Annotated in this window: 15 protein-coding genes; 2 read left to right on the plus strand and 13 right to left on the minus strand. The window is 59.8% G+C overall.

Features of this window, described 5'->3' with window-relative positions; translation table 11 throughout:
• Positions 1–5: 5 nt before the first annotated feature.
• Positions 6–1460 carry a MocR-like pyridoxine biosynthesis transcription factor PdxR gene (pdxR, locus tag TG4357_RS00125; protein WP_058260846.1) on the minus strand — a complete coding sequence of 485 codons (1455 nt, stop codon included), beginning with the start codon at positions 1458–1460 and terminating at the stop codon, positions 6–8.
• Positions 1461–1570: 110 nt separating this feature from the next.
• Between pdxR and TG4357_RS00130 the strand changes: the two genes are divergently transcribed.
• Positions 1571–2467 (plus strand): ketopantoate reductase family protein, encoded by an 897-nt coding sequence (locus TG4357_RS00130; RefSeq protein WP_058260847.1) that lies wholly within the window; start codon positions 1571–1573, stop codon positions 2465–2467.
• A gap of 95 nt (positions 2468–2562) precedes the next feature.
• On the opposite strand, the gene TG4357_RS00135 is transcribed toward TG4357_RS00130, so the two are convergent.
• From TG4357_RS00135 to rpsM, 9 genes are all read right to left on the minus strand, one after another.
• Positions 2563–3123, minus strand: coding sequence for a HupE/UreJ family protein (locus TG4357_RS00135; protein WP_058260848.1), 561 nt, complete (start codon positions 3121–3123; stop codon positions 2563–2565).
• A 243-nt stretch (positions 3124–3366) separates the two neighbouring features.
• Positions 3367–4764: an aminotransferase family protein gene (locus TG4357_RS00140; protein ID WP_058260889.1), complete on the minus strand. Its 1398-nt coding sequence runs from the start codon at positions 4762–4764 to the stop codon at positions 3367–3369.
• 214 nt (positions 4765–4978) lie between these two features.
• Positions 4979–6295 (minus strand): replication-associated recombination protein A, encoded by a 1317-nt coding sequence (locus TG4357_RS00145; RefSeq protein WP_058260849.1) that lies wholly within the window; start codon positions 6293–6295, stop codon positions 4979–4981.
• Positions 6296–6298: 3 nt separating this feature from the next.
• Complete coding sequence (locus tag TG4357_RS00150) at positions 6299–7678, minus strand: trypsin-like peptidase domain-containing protein (RefSeq protein WP_175473948.1); 1380 nt, start codon at positions 7676–7678, stop codon at positions 6299–6301.
• Between the two features lie 101 nt (positions 7679–7779).
• The gene (locus tag TG4357_RS00155) at positions 7780–8844 is read right to left on the minus strand and encodes a 3-deoxy-7-phosphoheptulonate synthase (RefSeq protein ID WP_058260850.1); all 1065 of its coding nucleotides are present in this window, start codon (positions 8842–8844) and stop codon (positions 7780–7782) included.
• Positions 8845–9142: 298 nt separating this feature from the next.
• Complete coding sequence (gene rplQ / locus TG4357_RS00160) at positions 9143–9565, minus strand: 50S ribosomal protein L17 (protein WP_058260851.1); 423 nt, start codon at positions 9563–9565, stop codon at positions 9143–9145.
• Positions 9566–9736: 171 nt separating this feature from the next.
• Positions 9737–10753, minus strand: coding sequence for a DNA-directed RNA polymerase subunit alpha (locus TG4357_RS00165; protein WP_058260852.1), 1017 nt, complete (start codon positions 10751–10753; stop codon positions 9737–9739).
• Positions 10754–10864: 111 nt separating this feature from the next.
• Positions 10865–11257, minus strand: coding sequence for a 30S ribosomal protein S11 (rpsK, locus tag TG4357_RS00170; protein ID WP_058260853.1), 393 nt, complete (start codon positions 11255–11257; stop codon positions 10865–10867).
• Between the two features lie 15 nt (positions 11258–11272).
• Positions 11273–11641: a 30S ribosomal protein S13 gene (gene rpsM, locus TG4357_RS00175; protein WP_058260854.1), complete on the minus strand. Its 369-nt coding sequence runs from the start codon at positions 11639–11641 to the stop codon at positions 11273–11275.
• Between the two features lie 338 nt (positions 11642–11979).
• Between rpsM and TG4357_RS19425 the strand changes: the two genes are divergently transcribed.
• A complete protein-coding gene (locus TG4357_RS19425; protein ID WP_058260855.1) occupies positions 11980–12393 on the plus strand; it encodes a BLUF domain-containing protein in 414 nt (137 codons plus the stop codon).
• A 3-nt stretch (positions 12394–12396) separates the two neighbouring features.
• Here the strand turns inward: TG4357_RS19425 and TG4357_RS00185 are convergent, their stop codons facing one another.
• From TG4357_RS00185 to rplO, 3 genes are all read right to left on the minus strand, one after another.
• On the minus strand, positions 12397–13038 hold the full coding sequence (locus TG4357_RS00185) for an adenylate kinase (RefSeq protein ID WP_058260856.1): 642 nt from the start codon (positions 13036–13038) through the stop codon (positions 12397–12399).
• Entirely contained in the window at positions 13035–14396 is a 1362-nt protein-coding gene (gene secY, locus TG4357_RS00190; protein WP_058260857.1) for a preprotein translocase subunit SecY, read from the minus strand. The genes TG4357_RS00185 and secY overlap by 4 nt, the downstream gene beginning before the upstream one ends.
• A 121-nt stretch (positions 14397–14517) precedes the next feature.
• On the minus strand, positions 14518–14976 hold the full coding sequence (gene rplO / locus TG4357_RS00195) for a 50S ribosomal protein L15 (protein WP_058260858.1): 459 nt from the start codon (positions 14974–14976) through the stop codon (positions 14518–14520).
• Between the last annotated feature and the right edge of the window lie 50 nt (positions 14977–15026).

Raw genomic sequence — 15026 nt, forward strand, 5'->3', positions numbered from 1 at the left:
GCCGGTCAGCGCAACGCTTCGGCAATGCGTCTGATCCCTTCGGGAATCCGGTCAGCCGGGATCGAAGAATAGGCCAACCGGAAGAAGTTCTTCGGGGCGTCGGGACCGTTGAAAAACCGTTCCCCCGCTTCGAACAAAACCCCCGTTTGCATCAGCTCTTTGGCGACCCGTCCCATATCGGTGCCTTCCGGCGCACGCATCCACAAGGACGACCCGCCAAAGGACCGCGCCCCAGCGATGTCCAGCCCGTAATCGCGCACCGCCTGTTCCATCACCGCCCGGCGTTCGGCCAGAACCTTGCTCATCCGCCGGATCTGCGCATCGTAATGGCCAAGGCTGAGGAAATAGGCGGCGGTGCGTTGGATATGCCCCGGAGGATGGCGCAGCACGCTGGCGCGCAATGCCCGAGCTTCGCGGATAAAGGGTTCGGACCCGACCAGATACCCCAGCCGCAGCCCCGGAAACAGCGATTTGGAAAAACTGCCGACATAGATCACCCGGCCATCCGCATCGAGCGATTTCAAGGCGGGCGACGCGGGCGACAGAAACGACATTTCGAATTCGTAATCATCTTCGACGATCAACGCCCCCATGTCGCGGGCGCGTTGCAGCAACCGGCGCCGGCGCGCCACCGGCATGGTGGCCGAGGTTGGGCATTGATGCGACGGGGTGGTAAAGATCACGTCGCTGTCATCGGGGATCGCATCCGGCAGCAATCCGTCCTGATCCACATCGACCGGGGCCAGACGGCAATGCGATTGGGTCAGGATATCGCGCAACGCCGGATAGCACGGGTTTTCAATCGCGGCCAAACGCTGCGGGGTCAGCAGAACCTGCACCGTCAGCCATAGTGCATTCTGCGCCCCAAGTGTCAGCAGCACCTCGGACGGGCGCGCGTGGATGCCCCGGCGCGGCAGGCTGTGGCGCAAGATGAATTCGATCAGCTGCGGATCATCCTGATCGTAATAATCCGCCGTCATCGCGCCGAAATCTTTCTGTCCCAGCGCCCGCAAGGCACAAAGCCGCCAATGGGCATGATCGAACAGGGTTGGATCGGTTTGCCCATAGATGAAGGGATAGCGGTATTTCGACCAATCCAGCGGCCGTTCGATCGCGAAATTGCTGATGAAACGCTGACCGATCGCATGCGACCAGTCGACCGGATCGCCGTCGGGCATTTCTGGCCGGTCGGGCATCGGTTCGGGGGCGGTTTCAGATACGAAATAGCCCGACCGCCCGCGCGAACTGAGATAATCATTGGCCACCAGTTCGGTATAGGCCAGCGTGACGGTGATCCGGCTGACGCCCAGATGCTGCGCCAGCTTGCGGGTCGAGGGCAGCTTTTCCCCACGCCGGAATCGACCCGACAGGATGCCCGCCGCGATCATCTGCTGGATCTGCGCCTGCAACGTGCCCTGCGCCTTTGGATCAAGGAAAAAGGTTTCAACCGGGATCGACATTTGCCCTTCATATCTGGTCTTATTGAGCGGGTAAATTGGTCTTATCGGAACGCCAGACTGCAGCGCGACCTGTCAGCACGGTTGTCTGCGCGGATAGAAAAGGAATGGTCATGAAAATCGCAGTGATGGGGGCCGGGGCGGTCGGATGCTATTATGGGGCCATGCTGGCGCGGGCCGGGCATCAGGTCACGCTGATCGGGCGACCCGCTTTGGTTCAAGCGGTGCAGGCCGATGGGTTGGTCTTGGAAATGCAGGGCGACCGGCATGTTATCGCTGCAGAGGCAACCGACGACCCCGCCGCAGTGGCCGGGGCAAACATGGTGCTTTTCTGCGTCAAATCCAGCGACACCGAGGTGGCAGGCGAGCAGATTTCGCCGCATCTGCGTGCCGATACCCTGCTTTTGAGCCTGCAAAACGGGGTCAGTAATGCTGACCGGTTGGCGCAGGTGACCGGACATCCGGTGATCCCGGCCGTGGTCTATGTCGCCGCGGCAATGGCGGGCGCGGGGATCGTGCGCCACGAAGGGCGCGGCGACCTGGCAATCGGCGGCCCCGGCAGCGAAACCGCCGCTGAGATTTTGAATGCCGCCGGGGTGGAAACCCGGTTATCGCCCGATATTGCAGCGGCGATGTGGACCAAGTTGGTGGTAAACTGCGCCTATAACGCGCTTTCGGCGGTGTCCGACCTGCCCTATGGCGCGCTGGTGGCCCAACAAGGCGTGCCCGGATTGCTGGAAGATATCGTCGCCGAATGCCGCGCTGTTGCTGCGGCCTGCGGCGTTGATCTGGGCGATGACCTGATTGACAACATGCACGCGATTGGCCGCGCGATGCCGGGGCAGTATTCTTCGACCGCGCAGGATTTGCGGCGCGGACGGCGCAGCGAAATCGATTTCCTGAACGGCGAAATCGTTCGGTCAGGTGACGCAACAGGCATTGCCACCCCGATCAACAAGACGCTGACATTGTTGGTGAAGCTGGCTGAATCGAAGTTGCAATCGGCCTGATTCGAGTGGCGCAATCAGGTTCCGGGTTGTACCTGGAAACAACTGAGCTGCGATCTGCAAATACCTTGGGCGGTCCCCGCCGATCCACCTCTGGATCAGCTGAAGGCGATCATCAGCCCGGCCAGGGCGGTGCCGCCGCCCAGGATGCGCAGTGCCATTTGCTGGCCCTTCAGCAACACCCCGACCGCCGCGCCAACCCCGTGCAGCGTCGCTGTCGCGACGGCAAAGCCCAGCCCGAAAGTCGCCGCTTCGGCATGGCCCAGTTCGGCCCCATGGGCATGGCCGTGGAACAGCGCGAACAGGCCCACAAGCGCCACCGCGATCCGCGGATCAGGCCGCACCGCCATGGTAACCAGCAGCCCAAGCGCCACCGAAGAGGCCAGGATCATCGGTTCCACCAACGGCAATGGCAGGCCGATCAGCGACAGAGCGAAGCCGAACAGCATCGCCGAAACGAAGCTTGCCGGAACCGCCCAAATGGCGCGACCGCCGATCTGCGCCGCCCACAGGCCGACGACGATCATGGCCAGGATATGGTCCAGCCCAAACAACGGATGCGACAGACCAGCAGCCACCGATCCATGTTCAGATGGGTCGAGATGCGCCAGCGCAGGCGTCGCAATCAGGATGGCAGGAACAAAGAACAAGCGTTTCATGGAGGTCCTCATGTGGTCAACCGGCATCCCTGAATGGGTCATGCCCGCGCAGATCCAACCATGGGGCGCGATCCGCTACAAACAAAAAGCCTGCAAATTTAAAGCTTTTCTGTGGAACCGAACAAAGCAAGGGCGGACCACCAGACACCGGCCCGCCCTTCTTCTGTTTCAAAATATCCCGGGGTGAATACGTTGAAAATCCGCAGGGTTTTCAACGGAGAGGGGCAGCGCCCCTCCCTTTCTTCAGCCGAATACCTTGGTCAGCGCCTTGTCCACCGCGTCGGTGATCGCGTCCACTTCTTGCGCCGTCACGATCAGCGCCGGCGAGAAGCACAGCACGTTGTTGCGTTCCGGGATCGACCGGTTCGAAGCCCCGATAATCACGCCCAGGTTGCCGCATTCGGCAACAACCGCCCCGACATCCGCTTCGGTGACCGGTTCCTTGGTGGAGCGGTCCTTGACCAGTTCGGCCCCGAGGAACAGCCCCTTGCCACGCACGTCGCCGATGACATCATGCTTGTCCATCAGCGCCTGCAGGTTGGCCATGAACCGTTCGCCCATCTTGGCGCAGTTTTCCAACAGGCCCTCATCCTCGACGATGCGCATGTTTTCCAGCGCTGCCGCCGGACCGGCGGTGCAGCCGCCGAAGGTGGAAATATCGCGGAAATGATCCATCTTGTCGGAGGGGTCGGATTTGAACAGGTCGAACACCGCTTCGGAGGTCACGCAGCAGGCGATCGCGGCGTAACCCGATGCCACGCCCTTGGCCATGGTCACGAAGTCGGGTTTGATCCCGTAATGCTGATAGCCGAACCATTCGGTTCCGGTGCGGCCGATGCCGCAGACGACTTCGTCGATATGCAGCAAGATATCGTATTTGCGGCAAATTTCCTGCACCCGGTCCCAGTAGCCTTCTGGCGGGGTAATCACGCCGCCGCCCGCTGTCACCGGTTCCAGACACAACCCGCCGACGGTTTCGGGGCCTTCGCGCAGGATGACGTCCTCGATCAGGTTGGCGGCTGCAATGCCGAAGTCGCGTCCCGACAGGTGGCCAAGACCCAGTTCTTCCTTGCGGTATTCCATGCAATGGGGAACGCGCACGAAACCCGGCGCGAAGGGGCCGTATTGCATGTTGCGTTCGTCCTGCCCGCCCGCCGACATCGCCGCCAGCGTGCCGCCGTGATAATCACGGTCGCGGTAGAGGATCTTGTGCTTTTCGCCACCGTATTTCTTATGCGCGATCTGACGGATCATCTTGAAGGCTTTCTCGTTCGCTTCAGATCCCGAATTGCAGTAGTAGACCCGCGACATGCCCGGCATCTTTTCGATCAGCTTTTCGGAAAACAGCGCCCCAGGAACGGAGCCAGCAGAGCCCGCGAAGTAGTTCATCTTGACCAGCTGGTCGCGCACCGCATCGGCGATGCTTTCGCGGCCATAGCCGACATTCACCGTCCAGACCGCGCCGGACACGGCATCGAGGTATTCTTTGCCCTTCTGGTCCCAGACCTTCATGCCCTTGCCTTCGACGATGACCCGGGGTTCGCCGGTTTCGAAAGGTTTGTGCTGAATCAGGTGATGCCAGACATGGGCGCGGTCGGCATCCACGACCGCCTGAATGTCATTGTCGAATTTACCGTCCATCATCGGGAAAGCTCCATTTGCCAGGGGTGAAGCGCAAGCGAATATGCTGTGTCGCGTTGGCCCTATTTCGCACGTGAAGGGGGGGGATTGGATAGGTCCAGTTGCCCCTCTCCTTTAAGTCCAAACTTCGACACGTTTGCAATTCTGTGCTCCGGCGGGCGTATTTTGCGAACGAAGAAAACCTTGGGCTTCTATTTCATCTTGGCCCAAACACTCAACTCCCCCGTTGCCGCCGCAGCTTGGCGAAGTAATCGAGGCGCTTTTTCAATTCCCGCTCGAAGCCACGCTCGACCGGCAGGTAGAAGTTTTCCCGTTGCATCGTTTCGGGGAAATAGTTCTGCCCGGAAAACCCGTCTTCGGCGTCATGGTCATAGGCATAACCGGCCCCAAAGCCCTGGTCCTTCATCATCTTCGTCGGGGCGTTCAGGATATGTTTGGGCGGTGGTTCGCTGCCGGATTTGCGGGCGCTGGCGCGGGCGGCCTTGTAGGCGACATAGACCGCGTTGCTTTTCGGGGCCAGCGCCAGATAGGCGACCGCCTGTGCCAGCGCCAATTCGCCTTCGGGGCTGCCCAGCCGTTCATAGGTTTCCCAGGCTTGCAGACAAAGACTCTGCGCTTGTGGGTCGGCCAGGCCAATATCTTCGACCGCCATCCGGGTGATCCGCCGGGCCAGAAAGCGCGGGTCTTCGCCGCCTTCCAGCATCCGCGCGAACCAGTAAAGTGCCGCATCCGGGTCCGAACCGCGCACCGATTTGTGCAGCGCCGAAATCAGGTTGTAATGTTCTTCACCCGATTTGTCGTATTTCGCCGCCCGCTTCATCAGCCGCTGCGACAGTGCTTCGACCGTCAGCTTGCCCTCGACGCGCCAAGCCGCCACCTGTTCGATCAGGTTCAACAACGCGCGCCCGTCGCCATCGGCCATTTCCAGCAAGGCTTCGCGCGCCGGTCCGTCCAGCGGCAAGGCCCGGTCCAGATCTTTTTCGGCCCGCTGTGCCAGCCGTTCCAGATCGGCCAGCGCCAGCCGTTCCAGCACCAGAACCTGAGACCGGCTGAGTAAAGCGGCGTTCAGTTCGAAACTGGGGTTTTCCGTGGTGGCGCCCACCAGAAGGATGGTGCCGTCTTCCATATGGGGCAGGAAACTGTCCTGCTGTGCCTTGTTGAAACGGTGAATTTCATCGACGAACAGCAGCGTCCCCTGCCCGGTTTGACGCCGGAGCCTGGCCGCCTCGAACACTTTTTTCAGATCCGGCACACCGGTGAAAATCGCGCTGATCTGCACGAAATGCAGATCGGTTTCATCCGCCAGAAGCCGCGCGATAGTGGTTTTACCAACGCCGGGTGGCCCCCAGAAGATCAACGATGACAGGCTGCCCGATCCCAGCATCACGCCCAGCGGTGCCTCTGGCCCCAGCACCTGATCCTGACCGATCACCTGCGCCAGCGATTGCGGCCGCAGCCGGTCGGCCAGCGGCCGATGTGCGCTGCTGTGGGGGTCCGGATTACCGGAGGCGGGTTCGAACAGGTCGGCCATGGATCACAACCTGAACCGGATCACCAGCCGCTGCAAGCCGCGCTGCACATCAAAGGCCAGCCGCTGCACCCGGCCTGACAGGGCCTGTTCAACATCCTTGGTGGTTTCGACCGTCTTACCGTTGATCACATGCAGGATATCGCCGGGTTTCAACCCGACCTGCGCGCCGTAAGGGCCGGGAGTTTCCACCATCACGCCGCTGCTGCCCAAGGGAAGCCCGTATTCGGCCAGAATGGCGGGATTGATATTGGACACGGTCAGCCCCGGCAGCGCCGTCTTCTTGCCCAGTTCACGAGTGTCGCGCTTCGGGCTGTCAGGGGCCGCGATAAGTTTGACGCGCAGATCACTGCTTGCGCCATCCCGGAATCGGGTGACCGGCACTTCTTGACCGAGCCCGACCACCGACATGCGGAAAATCATTTCAGCAGGCGTATTCACCGGCTGGTCGTCCACCGCAAGGATGACATCGCCGGGGGCAAATCCCGCCGACAGGAACGGGCTGACTTCGTGCAGCCCCGAAATCAGGATGCCGCCGGGACGATCCAGCCCGAGGCTGGCTGCGATATCGGCATCCACCTGTTGACCGTTCATCCCCGCCCAAGGGCGCAAAAACCGGTCATGGCCCTGCCGGGCCTGCGCCACGAATTGCGCGACAAGGTTGGATGGAATCGCAAAACCGATCCCGTTTGATCCGCCCGAGCGGGTCAGGATCGAAGTATTGACCCCGATCAGATGGCCATTCACGTCGATCAGCGCCCCGCCGGAATTGCCCGGATTGATCGGCGCATCGGTTTGCAGGAAATAGCCACGCCCGCTTCCGGTCGCGGTGCCCGACCGCGCCAGCCCCGACACGATGCCGCTGCTGACGGTCTGGCCGACCCCGAACGGGTTGCCGATGGCCAGCACCAATTCACCGACTTCGACCCCGTCGCTGTCGCGCAGATCCAGAAACGGCATGTCGCGGGCGCCTTCCAAAGCCAGGATCGCCAGATCGCTGTCTTCGTCAGCCAGAACCACCTTTGCATCGAATTCGCGCCGGTCATTCAACACCACGCGGATTTCCGCCGCATCGCCCACCACGTGGTAATTCGACACCACGTAGCCGTCTTCGGACAGGATCACACCCGATCCCAGTGAATTTTGCACCTGCGGCCTGACTTCGCCGAAATCGCGGAACAGGCCGCGAAAGAACGGGTCGTTCTGAAACGGGCTTTGCCGCGCCTGCACGATCCGTTTGGCATAGATATTCACCACGGCCGGGGCTGCTTGTTGGACCAGCGGCGCAAAGCCCAGCTGAATTTCCATCTGGTTTTGCGGCACCTTGGTTTGCGCCGCCAGTGGCGCGGCAAGGATCAGCAGAATGGGGATGATGATACGCAGCATTTCGGCCCGCCTTTCATTGACTTGCCCCTGATATGCGAAGCGACGGGCCGGATTGCAAGCACCGAAGCCCCCGCCGCATGGCGGGGGCCGGCCCAGTCGGTCTAGCCCGCCAGACGTGCCGGTTGCGACCGGCGTTTTTCCACCGCCTGCGCCAGCTGTTTCAACGCAATCACCGTGTCGTCCCAACCAAGGCAACCGTCGGTGATCGATTGGCCGTAGACAAGCGGCGCAGCGCCCAGATCCTGCCGCCCGGCCACAAGGTTGCTTTCCACCATTACTCCGGTGATGCGCCCGTCACCTGCCGCGATTTGCGCGGCGATATCGGCCAGAACCAACGGCTGTTTTTCCGGGGCCTTACCGCTATTGGCGTGACTGGCATCTATCATCACCTGCGGGCGCAGACCGTCCTGTTGGGCCTTGCGGCAGGTGGTTTCAACCGAGGTCGCGTCGTAATTGGTTCCGCCGCCACCGCGCAGAATGACATGGCAATCGGGATTACCACGGGTGGCGGCGATGGCGGCACGACCGTTTTTCCCCAATGCCATGAAGTGATGCGGCCGCGCGGCCGAGCGCACCGCGTCGATCGCGATCTGCACATTGCCGCGAGTGCCGTTCTTGAACCCGACCGGGCAGGACAGGCCCGAGGCCATTTCGCGGTGAATCTGGCTTTCGGTGGTGCGCGCACCGATCGCGGCCCAGGCCATCAGGTCAGAAATATATTGCGGTACCGCAGTGTCGAGGAATTCGGTCCCCACCGGCAGGCCCAGCCCGTTGATATCCAGCAGCAACCGGCGCGCCATGTCCAACCCTTCGTTGATCCGGAACGATCCATCCAGACCAGGATCATTGATCAGCCCTTTCCAGCCGCTGATGGTGCGGGGTTTTTCGAAATAGACCCGCATGACGATTTCCAGCGTATCGGAAAGATCATCGCGCAGCGTCTTCAATCGCCGGGCGTAATCCATCGCGGCAACGGGATCGTGGATCGAACAGGGGCCGACGACAGCGATCAAACGATCATCCGCCCCCCTGAGCACGTTTTGAATGGCCGCACGCCCGTCCAGCACGGTCTGGGCGGTACCGGCGGCAACGGGCAGCCGCGCGGCCAGGTCTTCGGGCGAAACCAGCTCTTGCATGCTGGCGATACGCAGATTTTCGGTTTCCATTTTTGGGCTTCCTTATCGGGGCCCCGGGCGGACATAAAAAAACCGCCCAGCGGGGCGGTTGGTGTGATGTCTGCTGTCTGATCCTAGTTCAGAATGCGTTGACCCCTCCGACCGCCATTTGGCGCGGATAAAAATAAAACCAAACTGCGGCGAAGGTATGGGTCATGCGCCGGACGCTAGCGGGGATTCGCGGCCTTGTCATCCCGAAAAATGATCAAGCTGGCGCTGCCGGACAAAAGGCGGGCAAAGAAAAACCCCCGCCATTGGCGGGGGTTCGACCGGTCCGAAACCGGAAATCTTATTCTGCGTCGGCAGCTTCTTGAGCTTCCAGGCGGGCTTTGTCGCCGGCACCTTTGGCCGCAGGATCGCGGTCGACGAATTCGATGATCGCCATCGGTGCCATGTCGCCATAACGGAAACCGGCCTTCAGGACGCGGATGTAGCCACCCTGACGGTCCTTGTAGCGCGGGCCAAGAATGTCGAACAGTTTCGCAACATACTGATCCTGCTTGAGCTGCGATGCGGCCTGACGGCGGGCGTGCAGATCACCACGTTTGGCCAGCGTGATCAGTTTTTCAACGATCGGACGCAGTTCCTTGGCTTTCGGCAGGGTGGTTTTGATCTGTTCATGTTCGATCAGCGAACCGGCCATGTTGGCCCACAGGGCCTTACGGTGTTCATGGGTTCGGTTCAGGCGGCGGTAACCACGAGCGTGACGCATTTTCTATCTCCTAAATTCGCGTTTTGCTTTGTCTGACCGGCGATGCGTGTCACCGGCTCTCCTTGGGGCATCGGCCCTGATAGTCCCCGGCAGTCCGGGCATTTTGGGGCATGCCGGGCTGAAGCCCGGCCTACACCGATTTCTTGGGCCGGGCGTCGCCCGGCATTGCGATCAGAACGCGTCTTCGAATTTCTTGGCCAGATCTTCGATATTGTCCGGCGGCCAATCTTCGACATCCATACCCAGATGCAGCCCCATGCCCGAGAGCACTTCTTTGATCTCGTTCAGCGACTTGCGGCCGAAGTTCGGGGTGCGCAGCATCTCGGCTTCGGTTTTCTGGATCAGATCGCCAATATACACGATATTGTCGTTCTTCAGGCAGTTTGCAGACCGAACCGACAATTCCAACTCGTCTACTTTCTTCAGCAGCAGCGGGTTGAATTCCAGACCATCGTCTTCGTCCTGACGACCGGCCGCTTCGGGCTCGTCGAAATTCACGAAAATGGTCAGCTGGTCTTGCAGAATGCGCGCCGCATAAGCGATGGCATCTTCCGGCGTGACCGACCCGTCGGTTTCGATCTTCATGGTCAGCTTGTCATAGTCCAGAACCTGACCTTCACGGGTCGGCTGCACGTCATAGCTGACTTTCTTGACCGGCGAATAGATCGCGTCAATCGGCATCAGGCCGATCGGTGCGTCATCCGGTTTGTTGCGGTCGGACGGTACATAGCCCTTGCCGGTATTCACGGTCAGTTCCATGTACAGATCGGCCCCATCATCGAGATGGCAGATCACGTGTTCCTTGTTCAGGATTTCGATCCCTGCGCTGTCGCTGATGTCGCCTGCGGTCACGACGGACGGACCTTTGGCATTGATCGACAGGCGCTTGGGCCCTTCGACTTCCATCCGCAGCGAAACGCCCTTGAGGTTCAAAACGATGTCGGTGACGTCTTCACGCACACCGGCGACGCTGGAAAACTCGTGCAGAACGTTATCGATCTGCACGCTGGTGATGGCGGCCCCCTGAAGCGAGCTCATCAGCACGCGACGCAGCGCGTTGCCCAAGGTCAGACCAAAGCCGCGCTCCAGCGGTTCAGCAACCAATGTGGCCTGACGAGTCGGGTCATTGCCCGGCTTCACGTCAAGCTGTGTCGGCTTGATCAATTCTGCCCAATTTTTGTGGATCATGCGTCCCTCCATTCCTGTCCTGTCCTCATGTCCGAAGGCCAAGACGCCCGAGGTTTCAAAATGACGTACTGGGGCCATGCGGATGCATGACCCCAGTTGATAAAGATGCTCTTAGACCCGGCGACGTTTCGGCGGGCGGCAGCCGTTATGCGCAATCGGGGTCACATCACGGATCGAGGTGATGTTGAAACCGACAGCTGCCAGCGCACGCAGCGCCGATTCACGGCCCGAACCGGGGCCCTGAACTTCGACTTCCAGAGTTTTAACACCGTGTTCCTGGGCTTTCTTGCCAGCGTCTTCCGCAGCCATCTGAGCGGCATAGGGGGTCGACTTGCGCGAGCCTTTGAAACCCATGGTACCGGCAGACGACCACGAGATGGCGTTGCCCTGCACGTCAGAGATCAGGATCTTGGTGTTGTTGAAGCTGGAGTTCACATGTGCGACGCCAGTTGCGATGTTCTTGGAGACCTTTTTCTTGGCCCCACGACGGGTATCACGTGCCATTGGTAGCTACCTCCCTTACTTCTTCTTACCGGCAATGGCCTTTGCGGGGCCTTTGCGAGTACGAGCGTTGGTGTGGGTACGCTGACCGCGCACGGGAAGGTTGCGACGATGGCGCAGACCGCGATAGCAGCCCAAGTCCATCAAACGCTTGATGTTCATCTGAGTTTCACGACGCAGGTCACCTTCAACGGTGTAGTTGGCGTCGATATGTTCACGGATGGCCAGAACTTCGGCATCAGACAATTCGTTGACCCGACGGGCCGCATCGATGCTGACAGCCTCGCAGATGGCTTTCGCCGAGGAGGGGCCGATTCCGGTGATATATGTGAGGGCGATGGGAACCCGTTTGGCGGTCGGGATGTTTACGCCGGCGATACGTGCCACGTGTCACTTTCCTTTTCGTTGCGGTTCCGTAGCTCCAGAACCTTTTTTCACAACGTAAGCCCGACGTTGTTCATCGCCGGGCCGCAGCTGATCAGGTGATCTGCAAGACGGGCGTATCCCGCGATGCAAAAATGATTCTCTTTTCAGAGATGTCGGTAGGTATGAGGATTTTTTGGCAAGGTCAAGGGCGGATATCAGCCCCGTTTCGCGGCGGCCAGAATCCGACGGCAAGGAAAACAACAAGACGGCCTTCTGCTATGATAGCCTATACTTGCGCCGGGGTCGACACTGGGCCGAATTTTTTCAAAGCTATTTGCTGCACAACAAGGAGGCCAGCGATGACAATACGCCTGCTCTATACGAGCCGCGCCCCCCATCCGATGGGCGGGCAGACCGACCTGGATATTCTGACTCAGTCGCTGGAAAACAATTCGAAACTACATATTACGGGGTATCTGGTGCGGGTGCCAAAAGCCTTTTTTCAGGTGCTGGAAGGCCCCGAAGACAAAGTTCTGGATCTGTTTGAAAAAATCAAAACGGATCACCGGCACTCTGACGTGACGATATTGTCGTGCGAGCCAATAGAAACGACACTGTTTGATCAATGGGCGATGGGGTATCGCATGCTGTCTGAAGAACGGGCCGCCTTGTTCGACAAAGAGCCACCGATGTCGGAAACAGAAACGGTCGCGATCGTGCATGCCATGCACAAGATCGCGACCGCTGATCTGAGAACCTACAAGATCCGTTGAAACCTAGTCCAGAACCGCAGCGATCGCTGCGCGCACCGCATTGATTTCGCCCAGACCATCCACCCGGCTCAGCTGCCCCTTGGCATAGTAGTAGCCGATCAGCGGCGAGGTTTTCTTGTAATATTCCATCAGGCGCTGCTTGAGGCTTTCCTCATTGTCATCCGCCCGGCGTTTCTGGCTGCCGCCGCCGCAATTGGAACACTTGTTATCGGCAGGCCAAGGTTTGGTTTCGTCGTGATAGACTTCGCCGCAATTGCTACAGGTCGACCGACCGGTGATGCGCGACACCAAGGCGTCGTCATCCACCTGCATTTCGATCACAGCATCCAAGCTTTCACCCTTTTCAGCCAACAATTCGGCCAAGGCATCCGCCTGCCCCAAGGTGCGCGGGAACCCATCAAAGATGAAGCCGCCGGCTTTGTCGCCTTCCAGTTTTTCGCGGATCAGGCCGATCACGATTTCGTCGGTGACCAATTCGCCGCGTGCCATCACATCGGCAACGATCTTGCCCATCTCGGTGCCGCTATCCTTGGCTTCGCGCAGCATGTCGCCGGTCGAAAGCTGAATCATGTTGCGGGTGTCCACCAGATGGCGGGCTTGCGTTCCTTTGCCCGCTCCGGGCGGTCCAAGCAGAATAATATTCATCGACGTGCGGGTCCCTTTCTTGCGCGTTTCTTCCCTTTACCGCGCAGTTGTGATTTTTCAATCAGCCCTTCGTACTGATGGGCCAGCAGGTGGCTTTGCACCTGTTGGATCGTATCCATGGTCACGGACACGACGATCAGAACAGACGTACCGCCAAAATAGAATGGGATCGACAGCTGGCTGCGCAAAATTTCAGGAAGGAGACAAACTGCCGCAAGATAGGCCGCGCCCAGTACCAGGATCCGATTGGTGACATATTCCAGATATTCGGCTGTCTTCTTGCCCGGACGGATGCCGGGAACGAAGCCATTCTGGTTCTTCAGGTTGTCCGCCACCTCGTCGGGTTTGAACGACACGTTGAAGGTATAGAAATAAGCGAAGAACACGATCATGCCGACGAAGAACAGCAGGTAAAGCGGCTGACCGGGACCGAAATAGGCCAGCAAGGTCGACATCACCGGCCCGGTCTGTTGCCCCGAAAAGGTGCTGATCGTGGTCGGCAGCAGCAACAGCGAGCTGGCAAAGATCGCCGGGATCACGCCGGCCGGGTTGACCTTGATCGGCAGGTGGCTGGAGCCGCCATCATAGACTTTCATGCCGACCTGACGGCGGGGATATTGGATATGGATCTTGCGCAGGGCGCGTTCCATGAACACCACGAAGGCAATCACCGCAACGATCATCACCAACACGCCGACGATCACCGCCGGGCTGATCGCGCCAGAGCGACCTTGGCTGAGGAACTGCGCCAAGGCGGCGGGAACTTCGGCGATGATGCCGACGAAAATGATCAAGGAGATACCGTTGCCAATGCCGCGGTTGGTGATCTGTTCCCCCAGCCACATCAGGAACATGGTGCCGCCAACCAGAGTAATCACGCAGGAGGCGCGGAAAAACATCCCCGGATCGGTGACCAGATCGCCCGCTTCCAGCGATGCTGCCAACCCGTAAGCCTGCAACGTGGCCAAGGCCACGGTGCCGTAACGGGTATATTGGTTGATCTTCTTGCGGCCCTGGTCGCCTTCTTTTTTCAACTGCTCCATCGATGGCACCATCGAGGTCAGCAACTGAACGATGATCGACGCCGAGATGTAGGGCATGATGCCGAGGGCCAGAATGCCCATCCGGCCAAGCGCGCCGCCGGTAAACATCGACAGGATACCGCCCAGACCAGCGGCTGCGCCTTCCATAAAGTCGCGCAGCGCCACACCGTCAATCCCGGGAACCGGAATGAAAGTGCCCAGACGATAGACGATCAGAAGGCCCAGGGTGAACAGGATGCGGCTGCGAAGCTCGGTCGCCTTTCCAAGGGCGGCCCAGCTTGTGTTCGCGGCCATTTGTTCGACTGCAGATACCATGCGTGGTCTCTCTCATATGACAACGCCGCCTAGAGCGTTTTCCAGCTCAGGCGGCGTTCTTAGGAAAACTTGGGTCTATGTAAGCGGCTCAGCCGCCGCTCACAACCCGTTAAGCTGTCGCTTACGCTTTGACCTTCAGCGAACCGCCCGCTTTTTCGACTGCTTCGATGGCCGACTTCGAGGCGCCGGTCACGTCCAGATCGACCTTGGCGGTGAATTCGCCCTTGGCCAGAATCCGCACGCCGTCCCATTTCCGACGGACCAGACCGCTTTCGATCAGCACGTCTTCGGTGATCGGCGCCGATGCGTCAATTTTGCCAGCCTCAATGAATTTCGCCAGCAGGCCGAGGTTCACAACCGCATATTTCTTGGGGTTCGGCACGTTGAAGCCGCGCTTAGGCAGGCGTTGGTAAAGCGGCATCTGGCCGCCTTCGTAGCCATTGATGGCCACGCCCGAGCGGGATTTCTGACCCTTGATACCACGGCCACCCATTTTACCTTTGCCGGAACCCGGGCCACGGGCCACACGGGTGCGTTTCGGGGTAGCGCCGGGATTGTCGCGCAGTTCGTTCAGTTTCATTTCGCTTCTCCTTGCCGGATATGATCCCCGAAGCGTGATAGGATCAAACG

The sequence above is a fragment of the Thalassovita gelatinovora genome (assembly GCF_001458355.1).
In the GTDB taxonomy this organism is placed as follows: Bacteria; Pseudomonadota; Alphaproteobacteria; order Rhodobacterales; family Rhodobacteraceae; genus Thalassobius; species Thalassobius gelatinovorus.

Coding starts and splice junctions, on each gene's coding strand:
- pdxR (WP_058260846.1), bottom strand. CDS start 1,460: ATGTCGATCCCGGTTGAAACCTTTTTCCTTGATCCAAAGGCGCAGGGC.
- TG4357_RS00130 (WP_058260847.1), top strand. CDS start 1,571: ATGAAAATCGCAGTGATGGGGGCCGGGGCGGTCGGATGCTATTATGGG.
- TG4357_RS00135 (WP_058260848.1), bottom strand. CDS start 3,123: ATGAAACGCTTGTTCTTTGTTCCTGCCATCCTGATTGCGACGCCTGCG.
- TG4357_RS00140 (WP_058260889.1), bottom strand. CDS start 4,764: ATGGACGGTAAATTCGACAATGACATTCAGGCGGTCGTGGATGCCGAC.
- TG4357_RS00145 (WP_058260849.1), bottom strand. CDS start 6,295: ATGGCCGACCTGTTCGAACCCGCCTCCGGTAATCCGGACCCCCACAGC.
- TG4357_RS00150 (WP_175473948.1), bottom strand. CDS start 7,678: ATGCTGCGTATCATCATCCCCATTCTGCTGATCCTTGCCGCGCCACTG.
- TG4357_RS00155 (WP_058260850.1), bottom strand. CDS start 8,844: ATGGAAACCGAAAATCTGCGTATCGCCAGCATGCAAGAGCTGGTTTCG.
- rplQ (WP_058260851.1), bottom strand. CDS start 9,565: ATGCGTCACGCTCGTGGTTACCGCCGCCTGAACCGAACCCATGAACAC.
- TG4357_RS00165 (WP_058260852.1), bottom strand. CDS start 10,753: ATGATCCACAAAAATTGGGCAGAATTGATCAAGCCGACACAGCTTGAC.
- rpsK (WP_058260853.1), bottom strand. CDS start 11,257: ATGGCACGTGATACCCGTCGTGGGGCCAAGAAAAAGGTCTCCAAGAAC.
- TG4357_RS19425 (WP_058260855.1), top strand. CDS start 11,980: ATGACAATACGCCTGCTCTATACGAGCCGCGCCCCCCATCCGATGGGC.
- TG4357_RS00185 (WP_058260856.1), bottom strand. CDS start 13,038: ATGAATATTATTCTGCTTGGACCGCCCGGAGCGGGCAAAGGAACGCAA.
- secY (WP_058260857.1), bottom strand. CDS start 14,396: ATGGTATCTGCAGTCGAACAAATGGCCGCGAACACAAGCTGGGCCGCC.
- rplO (WP_058260858.1), bottom strand. CDS start 14,976: ATGAAACTGAACGAACTGCGCGACAATCCCGGCGCTACCCCGAAACGC.